1 pseudogene is annotated in these 248 nt (G+C 61.7%); it reads right to left on the minus strand.

Annotated elements, in window-relative coordinates:
- Window positions 1–248 (minus strand): annotated as a pseudogene (gene cysW / locus AC3XQU_RS24475) (sulfate/thiosulfate ABC transporter permease CysW); the annotation flags it as partial.

Below are 248 nucleotides of genomic sequence, written 5' to 3' on the forward strand. Positions count from 1 at the left end.
TTGCGCAGGCGGTTGATACGGTTCTCGCTCCACTGCTTGAGCAGCAGGATGAAGAGCGCCAGGATCAGCAACAGGCTCGCGACGGCAAACGCGGCGACATGGTTGTATTCGTTGTAGAGGATCTCGACGTGCAGCGGCAGGGTGTTGGTGACGCCGCGAATGTGGCCGGACACCACCGACACCGCGCCGAACTCACCCATCGCCCGTGCGGTACACAGCACCACGCCGTAGATCAGGCCCCATTTGAT

The sequence above is a fragment of the Telluria sp. AZSoR62 genome (genome assembly GCF_058111565.1).